Below are 18,394 nucleotides of genomic sequence, written 5' to 3' on the forward strand. Positions count from 1 at the left end.
CGGCTTCTTCTTTCCCGCACCAACGTCCGCCCGGCCAAAAAGTTTCTGATTGTTAACAACATGGCGCAACCGAATTTCGCGCAAGACGTTGATGTGGCGTGACATACGGGGGGAAGCTCGCGCGTGCCGCGGGTTGGTCCCGGCGCTCGGTGGTCGCGGCGCTCTCGATGGCCGCGGCGGGTGGCTGCGCCGCGCGACGCTCTCCCGATACGATCAGTCTCTGGGCGATGAGCTACGAGGGCGATTACTCGCCGATGCTCATGCCCGCCTTCACGCGCGCGACCGGCATTCCCGTCGAGGTGCAGACGCTGCCCTGGACCGCGGCGCACGAGAAGCTGCTCACCGCCCAGGCCGGCGATTCGCTGCCCGACGTGTTCATGTTGCCGGATGGCTGGGTCGGCGAGTTCGCGATGATCGGGGCGATCGCGCCGGTGACCGATACCGCGCTGCTCACCGGCTTGTTCCCCGGCGTGAGCGCGGCCAACGGACCGAACGGCCGCCCCCATGCGGTGCCCTGGTCGGTCGCGCCGCAGGTGCAATATTACCGCCGCGACCTGCTCGAGCGCGCCGGCTATGCCGCGCCGCCGGAGGACTGGGACTCGTGGCGCCGCATGGGGCAGCGGCTCAAGGCGCGCGCGCCCGACGACTATGCCTTCCTGATGCTGCTCAACTGGTGGGACACGCTCTTCACCTTCGCCGGCCAGACCGGCGCGCGGCCGCTGCGCGAGCGCGACACGCGCGGCAACTTCCGCGATCCGCGCTTCCGCGACGCGCTCGCCTTCTACGTCTCGCTGTACCGCGAGCGGCTCGCCCCGCCGGCGCTGTCGACCGAGGTGCAGGACCCGGTCGCCGCCTTCGCGCAGGGCTATTTCGCGGTCTACCCCTATGGACCGACGCTGACGCTCGACCTGCACCGCCGCGCCGCCGAGATCCCGGCCGCGCTGTGGAGCACCGCGCGCATGCCCGGCCCTGAGGGTCCGGGGCGAGTCTCCGGGATCGCGGCGAGCCTGTGCGTGTCGGCGCGGTCGCGCCGGCCCGCCGCCGCCTGGGCGCTGGTGCGCCACCTCACCTCGCCCGCGAGCGAGCTGACCTATCAGCGGCTGATCGGCACCCTGCCCGCCCGCGCCGCCGCCTGGGACACGCCGCAGCTGCGCCAACCCGCGCTCGCCGCCTTCGCCGAGCAGATGCGCCATCCGACGCGCGAGCCGATGATCGTCGAGTGGGAGCGGATCCGCATCGAGGTCCAGCTGATCGCCGAGCGCGTGGTGCGCGGTCAGCTCGGCATCGACGCTGCGCTGGCCGCGATGGACGAGCGCGTCGACCGGCTGCTCGCCAAGCGCCGCGCGCTGGTCGAGGCGGGGCAGCTGACATGACGCGGCAGGAGCGCACCGCCTGGGGCTTCGTGCTGCCGGTGCTCGCGATCATCCTGTTCGTCTTCGCGCTGCCGACCGTGCTCGCGCTCGCGCTGAGCGTCACCGATTACTCGATCTACGCGCTCGCCGACTGGCACGCCTTGCGCTTTGTCGGACTCGGCAACTTCGCCGACCTGCTGACCACGCCGCTGTTCTGGCGCGCGCTCGGCAACACCGCGCTCTTCGCGCTGCTCGGCGTGCCGATGGCGATCGGCACCTCGCTGGCGGCGGCGCTGCTGCTCCACGACGCCAGCGTGCGATGGAAGCCGCTGTGGCGCGTGCTGCTGTTCGCGCCTTATGTGACCAGCGTGGTGGCGACCGCGGTGGTATGGCGCTTCCTGCTCAACACACGCTTCGGCCTGCTCAACCGCGCGCTCGGCTGGATCGGCGTGCCGCCGATCGACTGGCTCGGCGACCCACATGCCTCGATCCCCGCCATCCTGCTGTTCGTCACGTGGAAGATCTTCGGCTACAACATGATCGTCTTCACCGCGGCGCTGTCAGCGGTGCCGCACGACCTGATGGAGGCGGCGCGGCTCGACGGCGCCTCGCGCTGGACCCGCTTCCGCCACGTCACCCTGCCCGCGATCGGGCCGACCTTGCTGCTCGCCGCGGTGATGAGCGTCGCGGGCTTCCTCCAGATTTTCGCCGAACCCTATGTGATGACGCTGGGCGGCCCGGCGCAGAGCACGACGACGGTGCTGTATTTCATGTTCGACGAGGGCTTCAAATGGTGGAACCTCGGCCAGGCCTCGGCGGTGGCATTCATCCTCTTTCTCATGATCCTCGCGCTCACCGTGGTGCAGGCGCGGATCGGGCGGCGCTACGAGTGGCTGTGACCCGCCGCCGCTGGCGCGCGATCGCCACCAACGCCGCGGTGGCGGCGGCGACGCTGCTCACCGCCGCGCCGTTGGTGTGGATGGTGCTCGTCTCGTTCATGCCGCGCGGCGAGTCGAGCCGCTTTCCGCCGCGGCTGTGGCCGTCGCGCTGGTCATGGGAGAATTACCACGAGCTGCTCGCGCGCCGACTGATCGACGGCGCGTGGTTCGACTATCGCATCGTGCCGGCGCTGTGGAACAGCCTTGCCGTGGCGGCGCTGTCGACCTTGCTGGGGCTGCTGCTGACGGTGCCGGCGGGCTATGCCTTCGCCAAGCTGCGCTTCCGCGGACGCGAGCGGCTGCTCCAGCTGCTCGTCGGCGCGCTGGTGGTGCCGGGGCAAGTAGCGATGCTGCCGCTGTTCCTGATCTTCAAGGAGCTCGGGCTGGTGAACAGCTATGCCGGGGTGATCCTGCCGTCGCTGGCGGGCATCTTCGCGATCCTGTTCGTGCGGCAGGCGGCGCTGTCGATCCCCGACGAGATGCTCGACGCGGCGCGGCTCGACGGCGCCAGCGAGCGCCGCATCTTCGTGCAGATCGTGCTGCCGCTGCTCGCCCCGATCACGGTGACGCTCGCGCTCTTCATGTTCCTCGGCAGCTGGAACGACTTTCTCTGGCCGCTGATCGTGCTGGCGGACCAGCATCTCTACACTTTGCCGGTCGCTGTCGCGGCGATCTCGCGCGAACATGCCGCCGACGGCGAGCTGATGATGGCGGCGGCGGTGGTGACGACGCTGCCGGTGCTGATCCTCTTCGTCCCGCTCCAGCGCTATTATATCAGCGGCTTACTCGGCGGCAGCGTCAAGGGCTGAGGCGGGCCGCGGATAGGCGCGACCGTCGCGGTCGAACAGATGCGCCGCCTCGGGCGCGACCGCGAAGCGCAGCCGCTCGCCCAGCGCCACCGCGCGATCGCCGGGCAGCTGCGCCACCACCGAGGGGTGATCGCCGACCGTGCCGAGATGCGCGAAGGAGAGCGGGCCGAGCCGCTCGAACAACTCGACCGCGCCGGTGAAGGCGCCGTCGTCGGCGGGATGCAGGTTCTCGGGGCGGACCCCAAGTGTCGCGGCGTGGCCTACCGCGGCAGGGGGCACCGCGACCGCGACCCGCAGCTCGGCCCCGTCCGCCAACTTCACCGTCGCGCCGTCGTGGTCGGCCGCGGCGATCGTCACCGCGAGCAGGTTCATCCCCGGCGAACCGATCGCGGCGGCCACCTCCAGCGTCGCGGGCTCGGCGTAGAGTTCGAGCGGCGGGGCGACCTGCTCGACCCGACCCGCGCTCATCACGACGATGCGATTGGCGAGCGTCATCGCCTCGAGCTGATCGTGGGTGACGTAGATCATCGTGCTGCCGAGCTGCTGGTGCAGCCGCGCGAACTCGTGCCGCATCTTCACGCGCAGAGCGGAGTCGAGATTGGACAGCGGCTCATCGAGCAGCAGCACCTTGGGTCGGCGCACGATCGCGCGCGCGATCGAGACGCGCTGGCGCTGCCCGCCCGACAGCGCCTTTGGCCGCCGCGCCAGCAACGGCAGCAGGTCGAGCGCCTCGGCCACCTCCTCGACGCGGCGGCGCACCTCGGCCTTGCCGAGCCGCGCGACCTTCAGCGGGAAGGCGATGTTTTCATAGACGGTCAGATGCGGGTAGAGCGCATAGGACTGGAACACCATCGCCAGCTCGCGATCGGCGGGCGCGGCGTCGGTGACGTCGCGGCCGTCGATCAGCACGCGCCCCGCGCTCGGCTCCTCCAGCCCGGCGATGAGGCGGAGCAGCGTCGACTTGCCGCAGCCCGAGGGGCCGACGATCACCACGAACTCGCCGTCGGCGATGTGAAGATCGGTGGGTCGGAGCACGTCGCTGGCGCCGAAGCGTTTCGCTAGCCCCTGTATGTCGACGCTGGCCACGATACGGAGTGTCGCTGGTTAACGGAATGGTGACAAGGGGTAGTGCGCGTGCTCGCGGGCAAGTCCCATCGCCTTGTCTGGCGTCATCCTGAAGTCGTTTAAGGCTCCACGGTGCCGCGCGATCAGGTGCCGCCGTGTGCGCGGGCCGTCGAATCCTGAGACGAGCTCAGGATGACGCCGGTGAGTGGGCGAAGCTGCGGCTCCTCCCTTCGCAGCGCCCCCCTTGCCTCACAGCCGCCGGTGCTTGCCGCCGTAGCGCTGGCCGATGTAGCTGCCGATCCGTGCCATCTCGTGCGCCGCGGCGGTCGTCGCCTCGGCGCAGCACGGCATCGGGTCGCGCTCGGCCTGCGCCGCGCGGATTGCCACGCGCTCGCACAAGGTCTCGATGTCGGCGCGCGACAGCAGGTTCTTCTCGCGCATCAGGCACAACAGCGACTGAAGGATGACGATGCTCTCGTCACCAGCGCGCTCGTCCGACAGCATCGCCCTCTCCTCACCCAATTTGAGAGGAGAGTACGCCGAATCCAGGCCTTGGCAAGCAAACGTTTGCGGCTCAGCGCAGCCCCCCGCCCAGTGAGCGGTACAGCTCCACGAGATTGCTCGCCCGGCTCAGCCGCGTGGTCACCAGCTGCTGCTGCGCCGAATATGCGGTACGCTGCGCGTCGAGCGAGGTCAGGAACGAGTCCACGCCCGCGCGATAGCGCGCGTCGGACAGGCGCGCCGCGATCGATGCGGCCTCGGCCCGCGCGGTCTGCGCGGAGACCTGCTCGCCGATCGTGCCGCGCTGCGCCAGCGCGTCGGCCACCTCGCGGAAGGACGTCTGGATCGTCTTCTCATAGGTCGCCACCGCGGCCTGCTGCGACGCCTTGGCATAATCGAGGTTGCCCGCGTTGCGCCCGCCGTCGAACAGCGGCAGGCCGACCGAGGGCGAGCCGGTGTAGGTGAAGCTGCCCCCGCCGAAGAGGCCGGACAGCGCGGTGGAGATCGTCCCGATCGTCGCGGTGAGCGAGATGCGCGGGAAGAAGGCCGCGCGCGCCGCGCCGATATTGGCGTTCTGCGCGATCAGCTGATGCTCGGCCTGGAGCACGTCGGGGCGGCGGAGCAGCACCTCCGACGAGACGTCGCCGGGAAGCGCGTCGCGCGTCAGCGGCGTGTCGTCGAGCCCGGTCGGCAGCTGCTCGGCGGGCACCGTGGTGCCGACCAACAGGTTGAGCGCATTCTGGTCCTGCGCCACGCGCGTGGTGAGCGCGGCGATGTCGTTGCGCGCGGCCTGATAGTTGGTCTCGGCCTGACGCGCCTCCAGCTCGGAGGCGACGCCGATGCGGAACTGCGCGCTGGTGAGGCGCACCGTCTCCTCGAAGGTCTTGAGCGTCTCGCGGCTGAGCCGCAGCTGCTCCTGGTCCGAGGCGAGCGTCAGCCACGCCGTCGCGATCTCGGCGATCAGGCTGATGCGGGTGGAGCGCTGCGCCTCTTCCGACGCGAAATATTGCTCCAGCGCGGCACGGTTGAGGTTGCGCACGCGCCCGAACAGGTCGAGCTCGAACGCCGAGAAACCGGCGTTGACCGAGAAGAACTCGACGTTCGACGACGTGCTGCCGACACCCGCGCCGGCGCCCACCCCGGTTCCACCGCCGGTGCCGCCACCCGCGCCACTGCCGGTGCCCGTCCCCGTGCCGGTGCCGGTGCCCGTGCCAGCTCCCGCGCCGGCAGCAGCGCCGGCCGCGCCGAAGATGTTGTTGGTGAACGTGCCGGACCCCGAGATCGTCGTGCTCGGCACCAGATCGGCGCGCTGGACGCGATATTGCGCCCGCGCTTGGAGCACGTTGGCCGCCGCGACGCGCAGGTCGCGGTTGTTCGCCAGCCCGGTCTCGATCACCCCGCGCAGGCGGGGATCGAGGAAGAAGTCGCGCCAACCGATCTGGCTAACGTCGGCGGCGTCGCTCGCCGCGGCGGGATAGACCCCACCTTGCGGCAGCGCGGCCGGGACGGCGCCGCCGGGGCGCTCATACTTGGGCGCCAGATTGCAGCCGGCGAGCGCGCTGGAGAGCGCCAGCGCGGCGAGGATCGCGGAACGAGTCACGTCAGGCTCCCTCGGGGCGCGGTGCCCCGGGATGATGATCGAGGGCGGCGTCGTCCGCCCGGCGGTCGGCGTCGTCGGTCCGGTCGGGCGTCGCGGCTTGGCCGCCGTGCCCGAACAGCCGCAGCACGACGACGAAGAACATCGGCACGAAGAAGATCGCCAATACCGTGGCGGACAGCATGCCGCCCACCACCGCGCGACCGATCGCGTTCTGGCCGCCCGCGCCCGCGCCGGTCGACACCGCCAGCGGCATCACGCCGAACACGAAGGCGAGGCTGGTCATCAGGATCGGGCGCAGGCGCAGCTTGGCCGCCTCCACCGCGGCGTCGAAGGCGCTGAGCCCCTCCGCCATCCGTTCCTCGGCGAATTCGACGATCAGGATCGCGTTCTTGGCGGACACGCCGATCGTGGTGATCAGGCCGACCTGGAGGTAGATGTCCTTGTTCAGACCGGTCAGCCACGCCGCGAGCACCGCGCCGATGATGCCGAGCGGCACCACCAGCAGCACCGAGATCGGCACCGACCAGCTCTCGTATAGCGCGGCGAGGCAGAGGAAGACGATCAGCAGCGACAGCCCGTACAGCGCCGGCGCCTGCCCGCCCGACAGCCGCTCCTCATAGGAGAGGCCGGTCCATTCCAGCGTCGTGCCCGGGGGCAGCTTGGCGTGGATCTCCTGCAGCGCCTCCATCGCGGCGCCGGTGCTCTGCCCCGGCCCGGGCGAGCCCTGCAGCTGCATCGCCGGCTGCCCGTTGTAGCGGGTCAGCGAGACGGGCGCGTTGGCCCATTCCAGCGTCGAGAAGGCGGTGAACGGCGCCATCTGTCCGTTCGCGCCGCGGACGTACAGCTCGCCGACGTCCTCGGGCGCCATCCGGTACGGCCCATCGTTCTGCACATAGACTCGCTTCACGCGACCGCGGTCGATGAAGTCATTGATATAGCCGCCGCCCCACGCTGTCGCGATGGTGCTGTTGACGTCGGCGAGGTCGAGCCCGAGCGCGCGCGCCTTGTCCTCGTCGATCTTCACCTTGAGCTGCGGCGCGTCCTCCAGGCTCAGCGGGCGCACCTGCGCCAGCCGCGGGTCCTGCGATGCCATGCCGAGCATCATGTTGCGGATCTGCGTCAGCTTCTCGTGCCCGACCCCGCCGGTGTCGACCAGCTGGACGTCGAAGCCGGTGGCATTGCCGAGCTCCTGCACCGCGGGCGGGATCAGCGCGAAGATCAACCCGTCCTTATATTGCGAGAAGGACCCCATCGCGCGCCCGACGATCGCCTGGGCGCGATTGTCGCCGCCGGAGCGATCCTCCCACGGCTTCAGGTTGACGAACACCAGGCCGGTGTTCTGGCCCTGGCCGGCGAAGCTGAAGCCGTTGATCGTGAAGACGCCCTGGACGTTCTTGCCTTCCTGCTTGAGGAAGTGGTCGCGGGTCAGCGCCAGCCCCTTCTCGGTGCGCGCACTGCTCGCGCCCGCCGGGCCCTGCACCAGCGCGAGCACGAAGCCCTGGTCCTCGTCGGGCAGGAAGCCCGAGGGCAGCCGGATGAACACGAGCGCCATGCCCGCGACGATCAGCAGATAGACCAGGAGCGAGCGCTTCCAGTGGCGCGCGGTGCTCTTCACCCCGCCCTCGTAGCGATGCTGCGCGCGGTCGAAGTTGCGGTTGAACCAGCGGAAGAAGCGCGCCAGCGGCCCGTTGCCCTCCTGCTTGTCCGGATCGTGCGGCTTCAGGATCGTGGCGCAGAGCGCCGGCGTCAGGATCAGCGCGACCAGCACCGAGAGCACCATCGCCGAGACGATCGTGATCGAGAACTGACGGTAGATCACCCCCGTCGACCCGCCGAAGAAGGCCATCGGCAGGAACACCGCCGAGAGCACCATGCCGATGCCGACCAGCGCGCTGCTGATCTCGTCCATCGACTTGCGCGCGGCTTCCTTGGGGCTGAGGTGCTCGGTGACGATCAGGCGCTCGACGTTCTCGACGACGACGATCGCGTCGTCGACGAGCAGGCCGATCGCCAGCACCATGCCGAACAGGGTCAGCGTGTTGATCGTGAAGCCCGCCAGCGCCATCACCGCGAAGGTGCCGAGCAGCACCACCGGCACCGCGATCGTCGGGATCAGCGTCGCGCGCCAGTTCTGCAGGAACAGGAACATGACGAGGAAGACGAGCACCACCGCCTCGATCAGCGTGTGGATCACCTGCTCCACCGACAGCCGCACGAACGGCGTGATGTCGTAGGGGTAGATCACCTTCACGTCGGCGGGCAGCGTCTTGCCGATCTCTGCGACGCGCGCCTTGAGCAGGTCGACCGTGTCGAGCGCGTTCGCGCCCGCCGCCAGCCGGACGCCGAAGCCCGATGCCGGCTTGCCGTTATACTGCACGTCGAAGCCGTAATTCTCGGCGCCGATCTCGACCCGCGCGACGTCGCGCAGCCGCACCACCGAGCCGTCCGTGCCGGTCTTCAGCCGGATGGTGCCGAACTGCTCGGGCGTCTGGAGCCGCGACTGCACTGAGACGGTCGCGTTGAGCATCTGCTCCTTGGGCGCGGGCTGTGCGCCGATCTGTCCGGCGGAGACCTGCGCGTTCTGCGCCTGCACCGCGGCGGTGACGTCGGCGACGGTCAGCGCGTAATTGTTGAGCTTGAGCGGATCGAGCCAGATGCGCATCGCGTACTGCGAGCCGAACACCTGGAGCTCGCCGACGCCGTTGATGCGGCTGACCGGGTCCTGGAACTTCGACACGACCATGTCGGCGAGGTCGTTGTTGCTGTGCGACCCGTCGGTGGAAACGAGGCCGACGACCGCGAGGAAGCTCGCCGCCGACTTGGTGACCTGAATGCCCTGGCGCTGGACCTCCTGCGGCAGCAGCGGGGTCGCGGCCTGGAGCTTGTTCTGGACCTGCACCTGCGCGATGTCGGGGTCGGTACCCTGCTCGAAGGTCAGCGTGATCGTGACCACGCCCGCCGAGGAGGAAGAGGACGAGAAATAGCGCAGATTGTCGATGCCGCGCAGCTGCTGCTCGATGATCTGCGTGGTGGTGCGCTCGAGCGTCTCGGCGTCGGCGCCCGGATAGGTGGCGGCGATCGCGACCGCGGGGGGTGCGATCTCGGGGAATTGCGCGACCGGCAGGCTGCGGATCGCGATGATCCCCGCCAGCATCAGCGCCATGGCGATGACCCATGCGAAGATGGGCCGGTCGATGAAGAAGCGCGACATGCGGCGTTACTTTCCTTGCGCCTGCTGGCCCTGCTGTCCGCCGCCCTGCTGGCCCGGTGCACCCTGGCCCGGTGCGCCCTGGCCCGGCGCGGCCTGCGCGGCGTTCGGATTGTACGGCACCGCCTTCACCGGCATGCCGGGGCGCAGCATCATCGCGCCCTCCACCACCACCTTGTCGCCCGCCTTGAGGCCCGAGGTGACCAGCCAGTTCTCGCCGATCGTCCGCGGCGCGGTGAGCGCGCGCGGCTGGAGCTTGCCATCGGGACCGACGACCAGCACGCTCGGATTGCCCTTCTCGTCGCGGGTCACCGCACGTTGCGGCACCAGCAGCGCGTTGGCCTGCGTGCCCTCGACCAGCTCGGCGCGGACGTACATGCCCGGGAGCAACAGCCCGCGAGGATTGGGGAAGAGCGCGCGGATCGTCTGCGTACCCGTGTTGGGATCGACGCTGACGTCGGCGAACTGCAGCTTGCCCTCGATCGGATAGACCGAGCCGTCCTCGAGCCGCAGCTGCACGCGCGCGGCGCGGCCGCCGCGCGAGAGATCGCCCGCGGCGATCTGCTGGCGCAGCCGCAGCAGGTCGGCGCTCGACTGGCTGACGTCGACGTAGATCGGGTCGAGTCGCTGGATCGTCGTCAGCGCATTCGTCTGCCCCGAGCTGACGAGCGCGCCGGTGGTGACGATCGAGCGCCCGATCCGCCCGGAGATCGGCGCGCGGATCGTGGTGCGCGCCAGATCGATCTGCGCGGTGCGCAGCGCGGCCTGCTGCGCGGCGACGTCGGCGCGCGCCTGCTCGGCGGAGGTCACCGCATTCTCGAAGTCCTGCCGCGCGATGGCGTTGATCTTGACGAGCTCGCCGTAGCGACGTTGCAGCGCCGCGCTCGACGCGATCGCGGCGCGCGCGCGCGCCAGCGCCGCGCGGGCGTTGGCGACCTGCGCCTGATAGGGCTGCGGGTCGACGCGGTAGAGCGCCTGCCCCTTCTTGACCTGGTCACCTTCGGTGAACAGCCGCGCGGTGACGAGGCCGTTGACCTGCGGGCGCACCTCGGACGTCTCATACGCGCTGGTACGGCCGGGCAGCACCGTCGTCAGCGTGACCGACTCGGGCTGCACCGTGACCACACCGACCTGCGGCGGTGCGGCCTGCCCCTGCTGCTCGGCGCCGCCCTTGGCCGCACCCTGCTCGTTCCCGCCGCCGCTGCACGCAGCCAGCGGAACCATCACCAGCGCCGCGAGCGCCAACCCCTGTTTTGCCATGGACTTCTCGTCGAATGTGTGTGAGTGATCACTCACTCACGAATGCTGCTACTGCGAAGAGAGCAGATCGTCAAGACGGGTAAGAAGATGACGTCAGATGGTTATGCGGTGCCCGAACCGCGGGATCGCAGCGCCAAGGCCAACGCGCGGCGCGCGAAAATAGTTCAAGCCGCGCGGGAACTTTTCGCGGAGAACGGCTTCCACGCCACCGGGATGGCGCGCATCTCGGAGCGCTCGGGCGTGCTCGTCGGCCAGATATACCGTGATTTCGCCAACAAGGAGGCGATCGTCGCCGAACTGGCGGAGCAGGACCTCGCCGAGTTCCTCGGCGGCGACGAATTGTGCTGCGGCGGCTGCGTGCCCGATCGCGCCGCGGTGCGTCTCTGGGTCGAGCGCTTCATCACCTGCGCCGACATGCCGGACGAGCGGCTCGTCTCGGAGATCATCGCCGAGACCACCCGCAACCCGCGTCTGGCCGCCATCTTCCGCTCGGTCGACGAGCGGCTGCGTGAGCGGCTGATCCAGGCACTGAGCGCGATCGTGCCGCAGGCGAGCGCGGCCGAGCCGCTGCGCTGCCTCGCCGAGTCGATCCTCGTGGTCTCGGCGGGGATCTTCCAGCGCCGGGTGGTGAAAAAGCAGGAGACGCCGCCGGCGGTGATGGCGCTGCTGATGGACTTCGTCGAGCGCGAGATCGACCGTCTCGCCGCGCAGGGCTGACCGCCGCCGACTACGACCCCGAGGCGGTTGCGGCCGGACCCCGCCCGCGCTTAAATGTCCGAGCAATTTCAGGGGGGTTTGCGTTTGTTGTCGAAGCCGACCAAGCTCGCGGACCTGGCGGCGCTCGCGGGCGTGTCGACCGCCACGGTGTCGCGCGCGCTGTCGGGCCACCCATCGGTGAGCAAGGCGACGCAGGCGCGCATCCAGGCGCTGGCGCGCGAGCACGACGTCCGCCCCAACCAGCTGGCGCGCAACCTGCGGCTGCGCAGCACCGGCGCGATCGGGCTGGCGATGCCGCTGGGGCACGCGCGCACCCAGCACCTGACCGACCCCTTCTTCCTCTCGCTGCTCGGCTATATCGCCGACCTGCTGGTCGATCGCGGCTATGACGTGCTGCTCTCGCGCGTGCTGCCCGAGAACGGCGACTGGCTCGATCGGCTGGTCGACGCCGGGCGGGTCGACGGCCTGCTGCTCGTCGGCCAGTCCGACCAATATGAGACGATCGAGCGCGTCGCCTCCCGCTATGCGCCGCTCGTCGCCTGGGGCGTCCACCGCGAGGGGCAGCGTCACCTCGCTATCGGCTCGGACAATGTCGCGGGCGGGCGGCTGGCGGCGGAGCATCTGCTCGAGCGCGGTCGCCGCCGCCTGCTCTTCGTTGGCGACCCCGCCCCACCCGAGTTCGCCGACCGGCTGGCCGGCTTCGCCGCGGCCGCGCGCGCCGCCGGCGTGCGCGCCGAGGTGCTCGCCACGGCGATGGACCCCGATCGAGTCCATGCGGCGATGCGGACCCGACTCGCGGTCGGTACCTTGCCCGACGCGATCTTCGCCGCCTCGGACGTCGCCGCGATGAGCGTGCTCCGCGCAGTGGGCGAGGCCGGGCTCGACGTGCCGCGCGAGGTGGCGGTGATCGGCTACGACGACGTCACGCTCGCCGCCCACACCTCGCCCCCGCTGACCACGATCCGCCAGGACCTCGCGCGCGGCGCGGCGCTGATGGTCGATCGCTTGCTCGCGCGAGTGGCGGGCGAGACGGCGGAGCACGCGGTGATCGCACCCGAGCTGGTGGTGCGCGCCTCGACCTGAGCGGGTGCCGTCGGGTACCCGCGCGCCCGGATTCAGCGGCACTGCACATTTCCCCAGGTAAGACCACCGTCCTCAACGCAATCGTTTGCACAATCCTGTTGCAATCGATTGCAGAAAAGGGCATTCGCCTGTGGGTCGGTCGCGGAGACGACCGATCACCCGCTGGGGAGGACATCATGATCGCGCGTTATCGCCTGCTCGCCGGGGTGCCGGCGCTGTTGCTCGCCGCCGCCGCCCAGGCGCAGACCGCCGTCCCCGTCGCCGAGACGACGGCTGACCAGATCACCGACACACCCGCCCCCGCCGAGGACATCGTCGTCACCGGCGTCGCGCAGGGGCGTAACCGGCTTGACACCTCGGTGTCGGTCAGCTCGCTCGACGCCGACCTCACCAGCAAGATCCCGCCGCGCAACACCGCCGAGATCCTGCGCAACCTGCCCGGCGTGCGAGTCGAGGCCTCCGGCGGCGAGGGCAACGCCAATATCGCGGTGCGCGGCCTGCCGGTCGCCTCGGGCGGTTCCAAGTTCCTCCAGCTCCAGGAAGACGGCCTGCCCGTCCTTGAGTTCGGCGACATCATCTTCGGCAACGCCGACATCTTCATCCGCAACGATCTGTCGCTGGCGCGCATCGAGTCGGTGCGTGGCGGCTCCGCCTCCACCTTCGCCAGCAACTCGCCCGGCGGCATCATCAACTTCATCTCAAAGACGGGCGAGCAGGAGGGCGGCTCGTTCCAGCTCTCGTCCGGCATCGACTATCGCGAGTATCGCGCCGACTTCGCTTATGGCGGCCGGATCGACGCCAACACGCGCTACGAGCTGAGCGGTTTCTATCGCCTCGGCGACGGCCCGCGCGACGTCGGCTATGACGCCATGCGCGGCGGCCAGATCAAGGCCAATATCACGCGCGAGTTCGACGGCGGCTACGTCCGCCTGTACGGCAAATATCTCGACGACCGCAGCATCGCCTATCTGCCCAACCCGGTGCGCGTGAGCGGCAGCGGCGCGGATCCGAGTTACAGCAACGTGCCCGGCTTCTCGATCAACCAGGACACGCTGCACAGCCGCTACATCGGCTCGGTGCTGACGCTCGACGGCGACAACAATCCCGTGCGCCGCAGCATCGGCGACGGGATGCACCCCGACGTCAAGTCGGTCGGGTTCGAAGGTCAGTTTGCGATCGCTGACGGCTGGAACGTCACCGAGCGGTTCCGCTACTCGGACATCTCGGGCGACTTCGTCTCGCCCTTCCCGGCCGCGGTCGGCGACGCGCAGACTGCGGCGGACGCGCTCGCCGGCCCCAACGCGCAGCTCTATTACGCCAGCGGGCCGCTCTCGGGGCAGCGGATCGCCAGCCCCTCGACGCTCGGCGGCAACGGCCTGCTCGCCAGCGTGGTGCTGTTCGACGTCGACCTGAAGAGCCTCAACAACATCACCAACGACCTGCGCGTCAACGGCAAGCTCGATCTCGGCGGCGGTGCGGTGACGCTGGCGGCGGGCATCTACAACTCGCGTCAGGACATCGTCACCGACTGGCTGTGGACCAGCTTCTACCAGACCGTGCAGGGCGACGGCCGCTCGGTGCTGGTCGACGTGCGCGACTCAACCGGCGCGGCGCGCACCGCGGGGGGCACGCTCTACTCGGCGTCCTTCTTCGGCAATTGCTGTCGCCGCAGCTATGACATGCGCTACACCACCAACGCGCCGTTCGCGCAGCTCGGCTTCGAGCTCGGCCGGTTCAACGTCGACGGGTCGCTGCGCTATGACTTCGGCAGCGCCAAGGGCAGCATCGCGGGCGACCTACCCGGCGCGACCACGACGCGCGCGCAGGACATCGACGGCGACGGTTTCCTCTCCTCCGCCGAACAGGCGGTGGCGTTCACCCCGGCCAACCGCACGCCGGTCGACTATACCTACCGCTATCTCTCCTACTCGGCCGGCATCAACTACCGGCTGAGCGACACGCTGGCGGCGTTCGCGCGCTACAGCCGCGGCGGCCGCGTCAACGCCGACCGGCTGCTGTTCGGCCCGCTGATCGACACCACCACCGGCGGGCTGGTCGCGGGCGCCAAGCCGTACGACTTCGTCAAGCAGGCCGAGGGCGGGCTGAAGTTCTCGACCGGGCCGCTCGCGCTCTACGCCACCGTGTTCAACGCGCGCACGCAGGAGACCAACTACCTGCTATCGCAGCAGCAGTTCACCAGCCGCGACTATGAGGCGACCGGCGTCGAGCTGGAAGGCCGCTTCCGCGCCGGCCCGTTCTCGCTGACCGCGGCGGGCACCTATACCGATGCCAAGATCAAGCGCGACGCCACTGATACGACGCTCGACGGCAACCGCCCGCAGCGCCAGGCCGCCTTCGTCTACCAGGCGACGCCGCAAGTCGACTTTGGCCGGGTGAGTTTCGGTGCCAACGTGATCGGCACCACGTCCAGTTACACCCAGCCGATCAACGACCTGAAGATGCCCGCCTACACCCAGGTCAACGGCTTCCTGCTGGTGCGCGCGGCCGAGAACGTCAGCTTCAACCTCAACGCCAACAACATCTTCGACGTGAAGGGCATCACCGAAGCGGAGGACGCCAGCATCCCGGCCAACGGGCTGGTGCGCGCGCGCTCTATCAACGGGCGAACCATCGCCGCCTCGGTGCGCTTCGATTTCTGACGCGCGGGCGTGGCGGCGATACCCGGCGCGTCTATGGTGCGCGATGTGACAGGAAGGATGACGATGGAGGAGCGGCTCGCCGCGATCGCGCCGCGGCTGCGGCGGCAGCTCGACCGGCTCTATGGCGCGCAGGGTGACACCGACTCGCTGTGGGCCGCGACCCAGACGCTGCTGCGCGAGCGCCACGCCGAGCGGCCCGCGGCACTGCGCGCGCTCGACGCGGCGCGGCTCGACGATGCCGAGTGGTTCGTCCGCCCCGACATGCTGGGCTATTCCACCTATGTCGACCGCTACGCCGGCACGGTCGCGGGTCTGGCCGGGCGGGTCGACCATCTCGAGTCGCTCGGCGTGCGATACCTCCACCTGCTTGCATTGCTCAAGGCGCGCGAGGGCGACAGCGACGGCGGCTTCGCGGTCTCGGACTATCTGGCGGTCGAGCCGCGGCTCGGCACGATCGACGAGGTCGAGGCGCTCACCGCGCGGCTGCGCGAGGCGCGCATCAGCCTGTGCGTCGACCTCGCGCTCAATCACACCGCGGACGATCATCTCTGGGCGAAAGCGGCGAAGGCGGGCGATCCGTTCTACCGCGACTTCTACATCGTGCTCGACGCGGCCGAGGCGCGCGCGCGCGAGGCCGCTCTGCCGCAGGTCTTCCCCGCCACCGCGCCGGGCAATTTCACGCTCGTGCCCGAGATGGGCGGCCATGTCTGGACCACCTTCTATCCGTTTCAATGGGACCTGAACTGGCGCAACCCGAGCGTCTTCCTCGCCATCCTCGACGTGGCGCTGCGGCTCGCCAACCGCGGCGTGGAGGCGTTTCGGCTCGACAGCATCGCCTTCCTGTGGAAGCAGCCCGGCAGCGACTGCCGCAACCTGCCCGAGACGCACTATATCGTCCGCGCGCTGCGCGCCGCGCTCGACATCGCCGCGCCCGCCACGTTGCTCAAGGCCGAGGCGATCGTGCCTACCGCGTTCGTGCCACCCTATTTCGGCCGCGACGAGGGTGAAGGTTTTGAGCCCGAATGCCACCTCGTCTACAACAATTCGCTGATGGTGGCAGGCTGGGTCGCGCTGGCGGAGCAGTCGGCGGCCCTCCCTGCCGCGATCGTCGCCGCGAGCGGCGGGCTGCCGCGCGGCGCCAATTGGCTGAGCTACGCGCGCTGCCACGACGATATCGGCTGGGGCTCGGTGCTGGGAGACCTGCGCGCGATCGATCCCGCGCCCGAGAAGCGGCTCGCCGCGGCGGCACATTTCCTCGAGGGCGCGGACGGCGGCTGGGGCCGCGGTGCGCCGTTCCAGAGCGACGGCGCAGTGCTCCACGGCAGCAACGGGACGATGGCCTCGCTCGCCGGGCTCGAGTCCGCATGCGACGCGGAGGAGCGCGAGGCGGCCTACCGCCGCATCGCGCTGCTCAACGCGCTGACGATCGCGAGCGGCGGGCTGGCGACGACCTACATGGGTGACGAGCTCGGCCTGCTCAACGACTATGGCTATCGCGACGACCCGGGGCGCGCGCACGAGGGTCGCTGGCTGCACCGGCCCGAGATGGACTGGGCGGCGCTCGACGGCGCGGCGGCGCGTCGCATCGGCGGCGACCTGCGCGCGCTGCGGGCGGCGCGCGTGGCGAGCGGCGGCGCGGGCGCGCCGGCGCTGATCGAGACGGGCGCGCCGGCGCTGCTCGGCGTGGCATGCGGACGCGACCGCGTGTTCCTCAACTTCGGCGCGGCTTCCGTGGCTCTCACCTCGGCGGGCCGCGATCGGTTGACCGGGGCGACCTGCGACACCGCGCCGGGCTGGGGTGTGGTCTGGCTGGAGGGAGCGCGATGAGGCCGACCACGGGAACCGCGCGGGGAGCGTCGCGCCCCCGCCTCTCGCTGGCGCGGATCGTCGAGATGAACCTCGGTTTCCTCGGCCTGCAATTCTCCTTTGGACTGCAGCAGGCCAACATGGCCCCGATCTACGGCTACCTGGGCGCCGATGAGGCGACGCTGCCGCTGCTGTGGCTCGCCGGTCCGGTCACCGGTCTGCTCGTCCAGCCGCTGATCGGCGCGATGAGCGACCGCACCACCTCGCGGCTCGGTCGCCGCACCCCCTATTTCCTCGTCGGTGCGGTGCTGTGCAGCCTGTGCCTGTTCGCGATGCCGTACAGCCGCGCTCTGTGGATCGCGGCGAGCCTGTTGTGGGTGCTCGACGCCGCCAACAACGTCACGATGGAGCCCTATCGCGCCTATGTCGGCGACCGGCTCGCGCCCGACCAGCGGCCGACCGGCTTCCTGACGCAATCAGCCTTTACCGGGCTGGCGCAGACGCTCTCCTACCTCGCGCCGAGCCTGCTGGTCTGGTTTGGCCTCGACAAGGACGCGGTCGACGCCAACGGCATCCCCGACATCACGCGCATCGCCTTCGTGATCGGCGCGGTGCTGTCGCTCTCGACGATCCTGTGGTCGGTGTGGCGCGTGCCCGAGCTGCCGCTGCCGGCCGAGGAGCGCGCGCGACTCGAGGCCGAGCCGCTGACGCTGCGATCCGCCCTCGCCGATCTGCGCACCGCGCTGCTGGAGATGCCGCGCCCGATGCGGCAGCTCGCGCTGGCGATGCTCTGCCAATGGTATGCGATGTTCGCTTACTGGCAGTTCATCGCCTTCGCGCTGGCACGCTCGCTCCACGACACCGCCGACGCGACCAGCCAGGCGTTCCGCGACACCGCGCTGACCGTGGGACAGCTCGGCGCCTTCTACAACGCAGTCGCCTTCGTCGCCGCGCTCGCGCTGATGCCGCTGGCGCGGCGCCACGGCGCCAAACGCGTCCACGCCTGCTGCCTCGCCGCCTCGGGTGCGGCGATGCTCGCGATCCCGGCGATCGGACAGGAAGCGTGGCTGTACGTCGCGATGGTCGGGATCGGGATCGGCTGGGCCGGGATGATGGGCAACCCATACGTCATGCTGACCGACATGATCCCGCCCGAGCGCAACGGCGTGTACATGGGCATCTTCAACATGTTCATCGTCATCCCGATGATGATCGAGAGCCTGTCGATCCCGCTGTTCTACCACAACCTGCTCGGCGGTGACGCGCGTGCGGTCCTGGTGCTCGCGGGCGCGCTGATGCTGCTCGGGGCGATCGCCACGGTGATGGTGGGCCGCGGCGCGCGCGCGGCAAGGTAGCCACCGCGCACCTTCCCGCGCCGATCCGAACGTTGCGCGT

13 protein-coding genes are annotated in these 18,394 nt (G+C 69.9%); 8 read left to right on the forward strand and 5 right to left on the reverse strand.

Annotated features, from left to right (window positions below; genetic code table 11):
* The first annotated feature begins 98 nt into the window (after positions 1 to 98).
* From KZ820_RS05295 to KZ820_RS05305, 3 genes are read left to right on the forward strand one after another with little or no spacing between them, the layout of a single operon-like run.
* Positions 99 to 1,373, forward strand: a complete 1,275-nt coding sequence (locus tag KZ820_RS05295) for an extracellular solute-binding protein (protein ID WP_219747544.1) — start codon at positions 99 to 101, stop codon at positions 1,371 to 1,373.
* Complete coding sequence (locus tag KZ820_RS05300; protein WP_219747545.1) at positions 1,370 to 2,251, forward strand: carbohydrate ABC transporter permease; 882 nt, start codon at positions 1,370 to 1,372, stop codon at positions 2,249 to 2,251. The genes KZ820_RS05295 and KZ820_RS05300 overlap by 4 nt, the downstream gene beginning before the upstream one ends.
* Positions 2,248 to 3,099, forward strand: coding sequence for a carbohydrate ABC transporter permease (locus KZ820_RS05305; protein ID WP_308462126.1), 852 nt, complete (start codon positions 2,248 to 2,250; stop codon positions 3,097 to 3,099). The genes KZ820_RS05300 and KZ820_RS05305 overlap by 4 nt, the downstream gene beginning before the upstream one ends.
* Here KZ820_RS05305 and KZ820_RS22125 read toward each other — a convergent pair.
* From KZ820_RS22125 to KZ820_RS05330, 5 genes are all read right to left on the reverse strand, one after another.
* Entirely contained in the window at positions 3,073 to 4,185 is a 1,113-nt protein-coding gene (locus tag KZ820_RS22125; protein ID WP_219747546.1) for an ABC transporter ATP-binding protein, read from the reverse strand. The two genes, KZ820_RS05305 and KZ820_RS22125, sit on opposite strands and share 27 nt — an antisense overlap.
* 228 nt (positions 4,186 to 4,413) lie before the next feature.
* A complete protein-coding gene (locus KZ820_RS05315; protein ID WP_219747547.1) occupies positions 4,414 to 4,668 on the reverse strand; it encodes a hypothetical protein in 255 nt (84 codons plus the stop codon).
* A gap of 70 nt (positions 4,669 to 4,738) precedes the next feature.
* On the reverse strand, positions 4,739 to 6,265 hold the full coding sequence (locus KZ820_RS05320; protein WP_219747548.1) for an efflux transporter outer membrane subunit: 1,527 nt from the start codon (positions 6,263 to 6,265) through the stop codon (positions 4,739 to 4,741).
* 1 nt (position 6,266) lies between these two features.
* A complete protein-coding gene (locus KZ820_RS05325) occupies positions 6,267 to 9,476 on the reverse strand; it encodes an efflux RND transporter permease subunit (RefSeq protein ID WP_219747549.1) in 3,210 nt (1,069 codons plus the stop codon).
* Positions 9,477 to 9,482: 6 nt separating this feature from the next.
* Entirely contained in the window at positions 9,483 to 10,733 is a 1,251-nt protein-coding gene (locus KZ820_RS05330; protein ID WP_258047737.1) for an efflux RND transporter periplasmic adaptor subunit, read from the reverse strand.
* Between the two features lie 108 nt (positions 10,734 to 10,841).
* Here KZ820_RS05330 and KZ820_RS05335 point away from each other — a divergent pair, with 108 nt between their 5' ends.
* The 5 genes from KZ820_RS05335 (at position 10,842) to KZ820_RS05355 (ending at position 18,354) form a co-directional block, all read left to right on the forward strand.
* Positions 10,842 to 11,450, forward strand: a complete 609-nt coding sequence (locus KZ820_RS05335; RefSeq protein ID WP_219747550.1) for a TetR/AcrR family transcriptional regulator — start codon at positions 10,842 to 10,844, stop codon at positions 11,448 to 11,450.
* Between the two features lie 87 nt (positions 11,451 to 11,537).
* Positions 11,538 to 12,533, forward strand: coding sequence for a LacI family DNA-binding transcriptional regulator (locus KZ820_RS05340; RefSeq protein ID WP_258047739.1), 996 nt, complete (start codon positions 11,538 to 11,540; stop codon positions 12,531 to 12,533).
* A 176-nt stretch (positions 12,534 to 12,709) separates the two neighbouring features.
* The gene (locus tag KZ820_RS05345) at positions 12,710 to 15,193 is read left to right on the forward strand and encodes a TonB-dependent receptor domain-containing protein (RefSeq protein WP_219747552.1); all 2,484 of its coding nucleotides are present in this window, start codon (positions 12,710 to 12,712) and stop codon (positions 15,191 to 15,193) included.
* Between the two features lie 57 nt (positions 15,194 to 15,250).
* Positions 15,251 to 17,020 (forward strand): alpha-amylase family glycosyl hydrolase, encoded by a 1,770-nt coding sequence (locus KZ820_RS05350; protein WP_219747553.1) that lies wholly within the window; start codon positions 15,251 to 15,253, stop codon positions 17,018 to 17,020.
* A complete protein-coding gene (locus KZ820_RS05355) occupies positions 17,017 to 18,354 on the forward strand; it encodes an MFS transporter (RefSeq protein ID WP_219747554.1) in 1,338 nt (445 codons plus the stop codon). The genes KZ820_RS05350 and KZ820_RS05355 overlap by 4 nt, the downstream gene beginning before the upstream one ends.
* Positions 18,355 to 18,394: the final 40 nt, after the last annotated feature.

This window comes from Sphingomonas citri, from assembly GCF_019429485.1.
GTDB lineage: Bacteria > Pseudomonadota > Alphaproteobacteria > Sphingomonadales > Sphingomonadaceae > Sphingomonas > Sphingomonas citri.

Bases quoted from the DNA above. Each gene is read 5' to 3' on its own strand.
- KZ820_RS05300 (WP_219747545.1), top strand. From the start codon at position 1,370: ATGACGCGGCAGGAGCGCACCGCCTGGGGCTTCGTGCTGCCGGTGCTC.
- KZ820_RS05315 (WP_219747547.1), bottom strand. From the start codon at position 4,668: ATGCTGTCGGACGAGCGCGCTGGTGACGAGAGCATCGTCATCCTTCAG.
- KZ820_RS05325 (WP_219747549.1), bottom strand. From the start codon at position 9,476: ATGTCGCGCTTCTTCATCGACCGGCCCATCTTCGCATGGGTCATCGCC.
- KZ820_RS05330 (WP_258047737.1), bottom strand. From the start codon at position 10,733: ATGGCAAAACAGGGGTTGGCGCTCGCGGCGCTGGTGATGGTTCCGCTG.
- KZ820_RS05345 (WP_219747552.1), top strand. From the start codon at position 12,710: ATGATCGCGCGTTATCGCCTGCTCGCCGGGGTGCCGGCGCTGTTGCTC.
- KZ820_RS05350 (WP_219747553.1), top strand. From the start codon at position 15,251: ATGACGATGGAGGAGCGGCTCGCCGCGATCGCGCCGCGGCTGCGGCGG.
- KZ820_RS05355 (WP_219747554.1), top strand. From the start codon at position 17,017: ATGAGGCCGACCACGGGAACCGCGCGGGGAGCGTCGCGCCCCCGCCTC.